3 protein-coding genes and 2 rRNA genes (1 of these 5 running past the window's edge) are annotated in these 11,857 nt (G+C 61.8%); all 5 read left to right on the top strand.

The annotated features are described in order from the left end of the window. Positions 1-2,190: ribosomal RNA gene (locus IEC33019_RS20500) — 23S ribosomal RNA — on the top strand; it begins 701 nt to the left of the window's first position. 128 nt (positions 2,191-2,318) lie between these two features. Further along, positions 2,319-2,434: ribosomal RNA gene (gene rrf / locus IEC33019_RS20495) — 5S ribosomal RNA — on the top strand. A gap of 191 nt (positions 2,435-2,625) precedes the next feature. Then, a complete protein-coding gene (recC, locus tag IEC33019_RS20490) occupies positions 2,626-6,108 on the top strand; it encodes an exodeoxyribonuclease V subunit gamma (RefSeq protein ID WP_070092808.1) in 3,483 nt (1,160 codons plus the stop codon). Beyond that, positions 6,105-9,782, top strand: a complete 3,678-nt coding sequence (recB, locus tag IEC33019_RS20485; RefSeq protein WP_070092807.1) for an exodeoxyribonuclease V subunit beta — start codon at positions 6,105-6,107, stop codon at positions 9,780-9,782. The genes recC and recB overlap by 4 nt, the downstream gene beginning before the upstream one ends. Then, on the top strand, positions 9,779-11,854 hold the full coding sequence (recD, locus tag IEC33019_RS20480; protein WP_070092806.1) for an exodeoxyribonuclease V subunit alpha: 2,076 nt from the start codon (positions 9,779-9,781) through the stop codon (positions 11,852-11,854). Before recB ends, recD begins: the two co-directional genes overlap by 4 nt. Positions 11,855-11,857: the final 3 nt, after the last annotated feature.

Raw genomic sequence — 11,857 nt, 5'->3', positions numbered from 1 at the left:
AGGTAACACTGACTGGAGGACCGAACCGACTACCGTTGAAAAGTTAGCGGATGACCTGTGGATCGGAGTGAAAGGCTAATCAAGCTCGGAGATAGCTGGTTCTCCTCGAAAGCTATTTAGGTAGCGCCTCATGTATCACTCCAGGGGGTAGAGCACTGTTTCGGCTAGGGGGTCATCCCGACTTACCAAACCGATGCAAACTCCGAATACCTGGAAGTGCCGAGCATGGGAGACACACGGCGGGTGCTAACGTCCGTCGTGAAAAGGGAAACAACCCAGACCGTCAGCTAAGGTCCCAAAGTCATGGTTAAGTGGGAAACGATGTGGGAAGGCTTAGACAGCTAGGAGGTTGGCTTAGAAGCAGCCATCCTTTAAAGAAAGCGTAATAGCTCACTAGTCGAGTCGGCCTGCGCGGAAGATGTAACGGGGCTCAAACCATGCACCGAAGCTACGGGTATCACTTAGGTGATGCGGTAGAGGAGCGTTCTGTAAGCCTGTGAAGGTGAGTTGAGAAGCTTGCTGGAGGTATCAGAAGTGCGAATGCTGACATGAGTAACGACAATGCGAGTGAAAAACTCGCACGCCGAAAGACCAAGGTTTCCTGCGCAACGTTAATCGACGCAGGGTTAGTCGGTCCCTAAGGCGAGGCTGAAAAGCGTAGTCGATGGAAAACAGGTTAATATTCCTGTACTTCCAGTTATTGCGATGGAGGGACGGAGAAGGCTAGGCCAGCTTGGCGTTGGTTGTCCAAGTTTAAGGTGGTAGGCTGAAATCTTAGGCAAATCCGGGATTTCAAGGCCGAGAGCTGATGACGAGTTGCCTTAAGGCGACGAAGTGGTTGATGCCATGCTTCCAAGAAAAGCTCCTAAGCTTCAGATAACTGGGAACCGTACCCCAAACCGACACAGGTGGTCGGGTAGAGAATACCAAGGCGCTTGAGAGAACTCGGGTGAAGGAACTAGGCAAAATGGCACCGTAACTTCGGGAGAAGGTGCGCCGGCGAGGGTGAAGGACTTGCTCCGTAAGCCCATGCCGGTCGAAGATACCAGGCCGCTGCGACTGTTTATTAAAAACACAGCACTCTGCAAACACGAAAGTGGACGTATAGGGTGTGACGCCTGCCCGGTGCCGGAAGGTTAATTGATGGGGTTAGCGCAAGCGAAGCTCTTGATCGAAGCCCCGGTAAACGGCGGCCGTAACTATAACGGTCCTAAGGTAGCGAAATTCCTTGTCGGGTAAGTTCCGACCTGCACGAATGGCGTAACGATGGCGGCGCTGTCTCCACCCGAGACTCAGTGAAATTGAAATCGCTGTGAAGATGCAGTGTATCCGCGGCTAGACGGAAAGACCCCGTGAACCTTTACTATAGCTTTGCACTGGACTTTGAGCTTGCTTGTGTAGGATAGGTGGGAGGCTTTGAAGTGGGGACGCCAGTTCTCATGGAGCCATCCTTGAAATACCACCCTGGCAACCTTGAGGTTCTAACTCAGGTCCGTGATCCGGATCGAGGACAGTGTATGGTGGGTAGTTTGACTGGGGCGGTCTCCTCCCAAAGAGTAACGGAGGAGTACGAAGGTGCGCTCAGACCGGTCGGAAATCGGTCGTAGAGTATAAAGGCAAAAGCGCGCTTGACTGCGAGACCCACACGTCGAGCAGGTACGAAAGTAGGTCTTAGTGATCCGGTGGTTCTGTATGGAAGGGCCATCGCTCAACGGATAAAAGGTACTCCGGGGATAACAGGCTGATACCGCCCAAGAGTTCATATCGACGGCGGTGTTTGGCACCTCGATGTCGGCTCATCACATCCTGGGGCTGAAGCCGGTCCCAAGGGTATGGCTGTTCGCCATTTAAAGTGGTACGCGAGCTGGGTTTAGAACGTCGTGAGACAGTTCGGTCCCTATCTGCCGTGGACGTTTGAGATTTGAGAGGGGCTGCTCCTAGTACGAGAGGACCGGAGTGGACGAACCTCTGGTGTTCCGGTTGTCACGCCAGTGGCATTGCCGGGTAGCTATGTTCGGAAGAGATAACCGCTGAAAGCATCTAAGCGGGAAACTTGCCTCAAGATGAGATCTCACTGGGATCTTGAATCCCCTAAAGGGCCGTCGAAGACTACGACGTTGATAGGTCGGGTGTGTAAGCGCTGTGAGGCGTTGAGCTAACCGATACTAATTGCCCGTGAGGCTTGACCATATAACACCCAAGCAATTTGCTTCTGCAGATTGCGGTGGTGAAGACGAAAGAACCGAAAGTTCGCAACCACAAAGATCACATATCCGAATTGGCTGGAGTGTTCACGAGACATTTCGGCAACCGAATTTCTTGACGACCATAGAGCATTGGAACCACCTGATCCCATCCCGAACTCAGCAGTGAAACGATGCATCGCCGATGGTAGTGTGGGGCTTCCCCATGTGAGAGTAGGTCATCGTCAAGATTCATTTCGCAAAACCCCTATCTGCGCGAGCAGGTAGGGGTTTTGTCTTTTCTGCATGCTGTATTGGCAGCCCAATCGGTACTTCCCCAGGAGCGCTTCCTACAGCGATATGGGGCCTGCGACACCTCGGGCGATGCATAGCCCTGTGATATGGTTCCCTACCAGAACCTCCCCCCCGGCAGAGACGCTCAATGACCGATACATCCTCCCTGCATCCAGGTTTCATGATCGTTCAAGGCAACCGTCTGGATGACCTGCGCAATCTGGTAGTGGGCGTGATGCGTCGGTACCCCTTGGCGCCGCTGGAGAACGAGATCGCCCTGGTCCAGAGCAATGGCATCGCCCAATGGCTCAAGTTGGCCCTGGCCGAAGATCCGCAGGAAGACGATCAAGGTGGATGTGGTATCGCGGCCGCCGTCGATGTGCAACTGCCGGGCAGTTTCATGTGGCAGTTGTATCGTCGCGTTCTTGGGCGCGATGAGATTCCAGAGGTTTCGTTACTGGACAAAGCGCCGCTTACCTGGCGGTTGATGCGCCTGCTCCCAGAGCTGATCGAACGTCCCCATTTCGAACCCCTGCGCCGTTTCCTCACCGACGACAGCGATCTGCGCAAGCGTTACCAATTGGCCGAGCGCTTGGCTGACCTGTTCGATCAGTACCAGGTCTATCGCGCCGACTGGCTCAAGGATTGGGCGGGGGGGGAGCACGTTCTCAACAGCGCCCGTGGCGAACGCAAGCCATTGGCCGCTGCTAATCGCTGGCAGGCGGAGCTTTGGCGAGCCTTGCTCGAGGATGTCGGCGAGGCAGGCATGGCCCAGAGTCGCGCCGGTGTGCACCAGCGTTTCATCGAGCGCATCAACAGCCTGGATCAGGCGCCGGCGGGTTTGCCGAAACGGGTGATCGTCTTCGGCATTTCATCCTTGCCCGCCCAGGCGCTGGAGGCGCTGGCGGGTCTTGCTCGCTTCAGTCAGGTGTTGCTGTGTGTGCATAACCCGTGTCGCCACCACTGGGCTGATATCGTCGCGGACAAAGACCTGCTGCGTCACCAGTACAAGCGCCAACAGCGCAAGCAAGGCACACCCTTGCAGTTGGACGACGAAAGCCTACACCAGCATGCCCACCCACTGCTGGCTGCCTGGGGCAAGCAGGGTCGTGACTACATCAACCTGCTCGATAGTTATGATGACCCTGGCAGCTACCGCGGGGTGTTCAGCGATGGCCGCATCGACCTGTTCCAGGAGGCAGAGCCAAACTGCCTGCTTCGACAACTGCAGGACGATATCCTGGAGTTGCGCCCCCTCGTGGAAACCCGTGAGCAGTGGGCTCCGATCGATCCCAACAAAGATCGCTCCGTACGCTTCCATGTGGCCCACAGTCCGCAGCGTGAAGTGGAGATCCTCCATGACCAATTGCTGGCCCGTTTCAGCGCAGACCCCACGCTGCGCCCGCGTGACATCATCGTCATGCTGCCGGCGATCGACGATTACGCACCCCACATCCGTGCGGTCTTTGGCCAATTGGAGCGCAACGACCCTCGCTACATTCCCTTCACCCTCACCGACCAGGGGCAGCGCGGTCGTGAACCACTGCTGATTGCCTTGGAGCATCTGCTCAAGCTGCCAGAGAGCCGTTTTGCCGTCAGCGAAGTCCTCGACCTGCTGGATGTTCCGGCTGTGCGTGCGCGCTTTGCCATCCAGGAAAGCGACCTGCCGACCTTGCATCGCTGGATCGAAGGCGCGGGCATTCGCTGGGGGCTGAGTGCCGAGCAGCGTGCGACCCTGGGCCTGCCCGAGGGCCTGGAGCAGAACAGCTGGCGGTTCGGCCTGCGACGCATGTTGCTGGGGTACGCAGTCGGTGTCGGGGAGGGCTTCGACGGTATCGAGCCCTATGATGAAATCGGGGGGCTCGATGCCGCGTTGATCGGCCCGCTGGTGGCCCTGCTCGACGCGCTCGATGTGGCATGCGAAGCCTTGTCGCAGCCGGCCGATGCGGGGGAGTGGGGTGAGCGTCTGCAAGCGTTGCTGCGGGTGTTTTTCCTCGCCGAAGATGAGCACGACGAGTTCCTGTTGATGCAACTGCAGGATCTACGTGACACCTGGCTGGCCACGTGCGAAGCGGTCGGTCTGCAGGACGCTCTGCCGCTAACGGTGGTTCGCGAGGCATGGTTGTCGGGCCTGGACCAAGGCAAGCTGTCTCAACGCTTCCTGGCAGGTTCGGTGAACTTTTGCACGCTCATGCCCATGCGCGCGATTCCCTTCCGCGTGGTGTGCCTTCTGGGCATGAATGATGGCGACTACCCACGTGCCCAGCCGCCGCTGGACTTCGACCTGATGGCCAGCGACTACCGCCCAGGTGATCGGTCCCGCCGTGAAGATGACCGTTACCTGCTGCTTGAAGCCCTGCTCTCGGCGCGTGACCAGCTCTACATCAGCTGGGTCGGGCGCAGCATTCGTGACAACAGTGACCGCCCCGCCTCAGTGCTGATCGGGCAATTGCGCGATCACCTGGCTGCGGGTTGGCACCTGGCAGGTGCCAAGGAGGGCCAGCGGGAAAACGCTGGCGAGCAGTTGCTGCATGCCCTGACCCAGGAGCATCCGCTTCAACCCTTCAGCCCGCGTTATTTCCAGAAAGGCAGTGCGTTGTTCAGCTATGCCCATGAGTGGCAGGTATTGCATCAGCTCGACGCGTCCGCTGGCACCCGGGATGACGTGCTGCCGCCCTACACGGCCGAGGAAGCACTGAGCCTGACTCAGTTGCAGGATTTCCTGCGTCATCCTGTACGGCATTTTTTCAGCCAGCGTCTGAAAGTATTCTTCGAAGCCTTGGAGACGCCAACACCGGATGAAGAACCCTTCGTGCTCGATGCCTTGCAGCGCTACGGTCTGAGTGAAAGCCTGCTCGGTGCAGCGCTGGCTGACCCTGACAACGCCGATCAGGCGCTGCTCAGCCAGGCTCGCCGCCTGCAGGCCTGCGGCCTGCTGCCCCTGGCTGGATTTGGCGAAATCCTCCAGGCCGAGCTGATCCAGCCCCTGCCTGACCTGCTGCAACGCCATCGCGTTTTGTTGCAACGTTGGCCAACCGTGGTCGATGGAGCGCTGCCGATTCATTTTGAGCATACCGCGCAGCGTCTGGAGGGATGGCTGGGACGGGTATACCAGGCGCAGGACCAGAGCCTGCTGAGCATTACCACCGTGCCCAACACCCTGAGTGCCGGGCGCAACAGCCGAAAATGGCATCGGCTGATCCCGACCTGGGTTGTACACCTGGCAGCCTGCGCCGCCGGCTATCCGTTGCACAGCGCCATGGTCGCCAGCGACCTGACCTTGTTGCTCGATCCATTGCCCCAGGCCCAGGCTGCGCAGCTTCTGGGCGATCTGCTCGTGGCGCGCCAGGCGGCGATGAATGCGCCGCTGCCCGTGGCTGCCAAGACCGCCTTCGCCTGGCTGGCCCAGAGTGACCCGGACAAAGCCCTGGCCGCTGCAGCCCGTGCCTACGAGGGTGATGGACACAACACCACCGGCGAGTGCGGTGAGAGCCTTGCCTTGGCCCGGCAGTTCCCTGACTTCGCTGCGCTCTGCGCGGACGAAACCTTCGAAGGCTGGTGCGAGACCTTGTACCGTCCCTTGTTCGCAGCGCCCTGGCAGACCCTGGGCTCCCCGGAGAATGCCGCATGATCCAGGCCCGCCCCTTGGCACTGAGCTTTCCGTTGCACGGCAGCCAACTGATTGAGGCCAGTGCAGGTACCGGCAAGACGTTCACCATCTCGGCATTGTACCTGCGCCTGATTCTGGGCCATGGCGGCGAGCAAGGCTTTAACCGTGAGCTGCTGCCGCCACAGATCCTGGTGGTGACCTTCACCGACGCTGCGACCAAAGAGCTGCGTGAACGGATCCGCGCTCGCCTGGCTGAAGCGGCACGATTCTTCCGAGGCGAGCTGGCCGAGGCCGATCCACTGCTGCAGATGCTGCGCGACGACTACCCTACCGAGCATTGGCCGCGTTGCGCCAGCCGCCTTGAAGTCGCTGTTCAATGGATGGACGAAGCGGCGGTGTCGACCATCCATGGCTGGTGCCAGCGCATGTTGCGCGAGCACGCTTTCGACAGCGGCAGCCTATTCACCCAGAGCCTGGAGACCGACCATAGCGAGCTGCTGGGGCAGGTCATGCGCGATTACTGGCGGCGCTTCTGCTACGGCATGCAAGGCGAAGCCTTGGCGTGGGTGCGCAGCCAGTGGGGCAGCCCTGACGCGTTGCTGCCCCGTATCCGTCCATTGTTTGGCCGGGTGCGCGGCGAGGAGGATGATGCGCAACCACAAGCGTTGATCGAGCAGGCTCTGCACGAACGTGCCGCGCAACTGTGCCAGCTCAAGGCACCCTGGGGGCGGTGGGCCGATGAGCTGCACCAGATTTGCCAGCAGGCCGTGGCCGGCAAGCTGGCGGATGGGCGCAAGCTGCAGGCACGCTTCTTCGAGCCTTGGTTCGATAAGCTGCGCGCCTGGGCAGGTGACGATCAGGTTCTGGAACTGGACCTGGGGAGCGGTTTCACCCGGCTGACGCCTGAGGGGATGGCTGAGGCCTGGAAGTCCGGCGAGCCCCCCGACCATCCAGCGCTGCATGCCATGCAGAGCCTGCGTGAGCAATTGCAGGGCCTGGCCAGCCCCGATGCGCGGCTGCTGGAGCACGCCGCTACCTGGGTGTCGGCGCGCTTTGAGGTGGAGAAGCGCAAGCGCGCTGAGATGGGCTTCGACGACATGCTCTTGCGTCTGGAGCACGCGTTGGCCAGCGAGTCTGGCGAACGCCTGGCCGGCTTGATTCGCGAGCAGTTCCCGGTAGCGCTGATCGATGAGTTCCAAGACACGGACCCGGTGCAATATGGCATCTTCGAGCGCATTTACCGGATCAGCGAGAATCACCGGGAAACCGGCCTGTTCATGATCGGCGACCCCAAGCAGGCGATCTACGCCTTCCGTGGCGCCGACATCTTCACCTACCTGGCCGCCCGTCGCGCTACGGCAGGGCGCCTGCATAGCCTGGACACCAACTACCGCTCCAGCCAGGCGATGGTGGCGGCGGTCAATCGCGTGTTTCTCCAGGCAGAAGCGCGCGATCAGGGGCGTGGCGCCTTCCTGTTCCGAGAAGGCCAGGAAAACCCTTTGCCGTTCGTCGAGGTTCGGGCCAAGGGGCGAGATGAGCAACTGGTGATCGATGGTCAGCCCGCTGCGGCGCTTCAATGCTGGCAACTGCAAAGCGAGGAGCCGGTCTCCAGCACGCTCTACCGCCAGCAGCTGGCGGCCAGTTGCGCCAGCCATATCGTCGGCCTGCTCAATGGCGGCCAGCAAGGCGTGACTGGACTCGTCGACAGCCAGGGCTCGCTGCGTCCCTGCTTGCCGTCGGACATTGCCATACTCGTGCGCGATGGCCGGGAGGCCCAGATGATTCGCGCCGAACTCGCGGCCCGCGATGTACGCAGCGTCTACCTGTCGGACAAGGACTCGGTCTTTGCCGCTCAGGAAGCCCATGACCTGCTGGTGTGGCTCAAGGCCTGTGCCGAACCGGATTCCGAGCGCCTGCTCAAGGGCGCCCTGGCCAGCCTGACCCTCGACCTGCCGCTCGCCGAACTGGAGCGCCTGAACCAGGACGAGCGGGTCTGGGAAGGTTGGGTCATGCGTTTTCGTCAGTACCGCGACACCTGGCAGCGTCAGGGCGTATTGCCAATGCTGCGCCGCCTGCTGCATGACTTCCAGCTACCGCGCATGCTCATTGCCCGCAGCGACGGTGAACGGGTGCTGACCAACCTGCTGCACTTGGCCGAGCTGTTGCAGCAGGCGGCGGGTGAGCTGGATGGCGAGCAGGCCTTGATTCGCCACCTGGCCGAACACCTGGCCAATGCCGGGCATGCCGGTGAAGAGCAGATCCTGCGTCTTGAGAGCGATGAGCAACTGGTCAAGGTGGTGACCATCCACAAATCCAAGGGGCTGGAATACCCCTTGGTCTACCTACCGTTCATCTGCACCAGCAAACCAGTGGATGGCCAGCGCCTACCGCTGACGTGGCATGACAGCCAAGGCCAGGCCCACCTGACCCTGACTCCCGACGAGACGCAGATTGCCCGCGCCGATGATGAACGCCTGGCTGAGGACCTGCGCCTGCTCTACGTGGCCCTGACCCGAGCACAGTATGCCTGCTGGCTGGGCGTCGCCGACCTCAAGCGCGGCACCCAGAAAACCTCGCAACTGCACCGCTCTGCGTTGGGCTATCTGCTCGGCGGTGGCTTGCCTCTGGCAGCCTCCAGCGAGCTTGGTGACTGGCTTTCGGTGCTGCAAGGCGCCTGTGCGGACATCACCTGCACCGGGCTGCCCGAAGCCGACGCCCAGTGCTACCGCCCCCCACGGGACGAGCGCGAGCTGCTGCCGGCACGTAAGCCGCGACGGGCCGCCGCCGAGCAGTGGTGGATCGCTTCCTACAGTGCCCTGCGTGTCGGTGATCAGACCTTGAGCGCCGACAGCTCCCAGGCCCAGCAACTGCTGGACGACGAAATTGTCGATACCCAGGCGTTGCGTGACGTGCCCGCCGAGGGCGGTGATATCCATCGCTTCCCTCGCGGGCCGAACCCCGGCACCTTCCTTCACGGCCTGTTGGAATGGGCGGGCCGGGAGGGCTTCGATGAGGTCAGCGGCAAGCCGGAGTTGATCAAGCGCACGGTGGGGGAGCGTTGCAACCGCCGGGACTGGACCGGGTGGATTCCTACCCTGGAGCAGTGGTTGGGGCAATTGCTGAGCCAAACGATGCCGTTGCACGCCGAGGGCCCGAACCTGGTCCTCGCCGAGCTGCGTCACTACCAGATCGAGATGGAGTTCTGGTTCGCCAGCCACCAAGTGGATGCCGTGCGCCTGGACCATCTGGTAGCGCGCCATACCCATGGCGGTGTGGCGCGTCCTGCGGCCCTGCCCACTGTGCTCAACGGCATGTTCAAAGGCTTCATCGACCTGGCATTCGAGCTGGACGGTCGTTACTACGTGGCGGACTACAAGTCCAACTGGCTTGGCCCGGACCTCCAGGCCTACACCGGCCTGGCCATGGAACAGGCGATCCTGGAGCATCGCTACGATCTGCAATACGTGCTCTACCTGCTGGCCCTGCATCGCCAGCTACGGGCTCGGTTACCTGACTACGACTACGACCGTCATGTGGGCGGTGCTGTGTTTATCTTCCTGCGAGGCATCGATAGCGCCGGTCACGGCCTGTATTTCGCCAAACCGCCGCGGGCGCTGATCGAGGCACTCGATGCGTTGTTCCGCGGTACCCATGAGCCCGAACAGCAAGACCTGTTTGCCGGAGCCGCGCCATGAGTCGATGCCTCGATGACCTCCTTCCCACCCCTGTAAATGCCGAACAGTTGACGGCCTTGGTGCCGCTGCGCGAGAGCCGTGACCTGTTGGTGCTGCTCGATCGCTGGGTCGAGCGGGGTTGGCTGCGGGCACTGGACCGTGCCTTCGTGAATTTCCTCGAAGAGCGCGCACCCGGTAGCGACACCTTGTTGCTGCTGGCAGCGGCCCTGGCCAGTCATCAGTTGGGTCACGGTCATGTCTGCCTGGATCTGGAGCAGACCCTCGCCGAGCCAGATTTTGCCTTGTCCTTGCCGCCGGAAGGCGACGCCCTGGCCGGCCCCTTGCTGCTGCCCTCGCAACTGCTCGCCAGCCTGGCCCTGGACACCTGGCTGCAGCGCATCGCTGCCAGCCCTTTGGTGGCCGCTGGCAATAGCCCGGGGCAAGGTGCCCGCCCGCTGGTGCTCAGCGGCCAGCGCCTCTACCTGCGCCGTTATTGGAGCTACGAGCGGCGCATCGACGAAGCCTTGCGTCAGCGTCTGACCCAGAACGAAGCCATGCCTGCAGACCTGCCCGCACGTCTCGAACATTTGTTCGAAGGCGGCGCCCCGGCAGGGCAGGTGGACTGGCAGAAGCTAGCCTGCGCGCTCGCCACGCGCGCGGCGTTCAGCATCATTACCGGGGGCCCTGGAACCGGGAAGACGACCACCGTGGTGCGTTTGCTGGCATTGCTGCAGGCGCCGGCCGTGGAGAGGGGGCGGCCTTTGCGCATTCGCCTGGCGGCGCCTACCGGCAAGGCCGCCGCGCGACTGACCGAGTCGATCGGCCAGCAGGTAGAGCGCCTGAAGGTCAGCGGCGAGGTGCGCGCGCAGATCCCGACTGAGGTCAGTACCGTTCACCGTCTGCTGGGCAGTCGACCTGGGTCGCGGCACTTCCGTCACCACGCGGGTAACCCGTTGCCGTTGGACGTGTTGGTGGTCGATGAAGCCTCGATGATCGATCTGGAAATGATGGCCAACCTCCTCGATGCCTTGCCGCCCAAGGCACGTCTGGTACTGCTGGGCGACAAGGACCAGTTGGCCTCGGTCGAGGCCGGCGCGGTGCTGGGCGATCTGTGCCGGGACGCCGAGGAGGGCTGCTATTCCCCGGCTACCCAGGCCTGGCTGGAGCAGGTCGGTGGCCAATCGCTGGAGGGCAGCGGCCTCACACCTGGAGATGCGCAGCGCAATCCGCTGGCCCAGCAGGTGGTGATGTTGCGCTATTCCCGCCGATTCGGCGAAGGCAGCGGGATCGGTCAGCTGGCACGTTTGGTCAACCGACAACAGGCGCAGCAGGCCCGTGATCTGTTGACCCTGCCGCCGAGCGATGTGTTCGGCCTGACCTTGCGCGGTGAACAGGATCGAGCTTTCGATCGCTTGCTGTTGGACGGACTGGGCCGAGACGAGGCGGGGCCCCAGGGTTACCGCAGCTACCTGCGTGCCATTGGCCGCCATCGTCCGCCCCCTGGCACGCCCGCCGACGACCCCCGTTGGGAGCAGTGGGCCAGCAAAGTGCTGCACAGTTTCGAGCACTTCCAGTTGCTCTGCGCGGTGCGCAAGGGCCCCTGGGGCGTGGCCGGCCTGAACGAACGTGTGGCACGGGTACTTGGCAACGCCGGGCTGATCGACAACCAGCAACCCTGGTATGAAGGCCGTCCGGTGCTGGTCACGCGCAACGACTATGGCCTGGGCCTGATGAACGGCGACATTGGCATTGCCTTGCGCCTACCGGACGAGCTGGGCGAGCCGGTGTTGCGCGTGGCCTTCCCGCGTAACGACGGCAGCGGCGGGGTACGCTTCGTACTGCCCAGCCGACTGAACGAAGTAGAAACGGTGTTCGCCATGACCGTGCACAAATCCCAGGGCTCGGAGTTCAGCCACACCGCCCTGGTGCTGCCGGATGCACTCAACCCGGTGCTCACCAAAGAGTTGGTCTATACCGGTATCACTCGGGCCAAGCAATGCTTCAGTCTGATCGAGCCGCGAGCAGGTATTTTCGAGGAGGCGGTGGCGCGCAAGGTGCGGCGGATCTCCGGATTGATGCTCGAGCAAGTGTGACGC

It is taken from the genome of Pseudomonas putida, from assembly GCF_002741075.1.
Classification (GTDB): Bacteria; Pseudomonadota; Gammaproteobacteria; order Pseudomonadales; family Pseudomonadaceae; genus Aquipseudomonas; species Aquipseudomonas putida_T.
The sequence above is the reverse complement of the archived record's forward strand: the minus strand, read 5'-3'. Positions and strand labels throughout refer to the sequence as shown.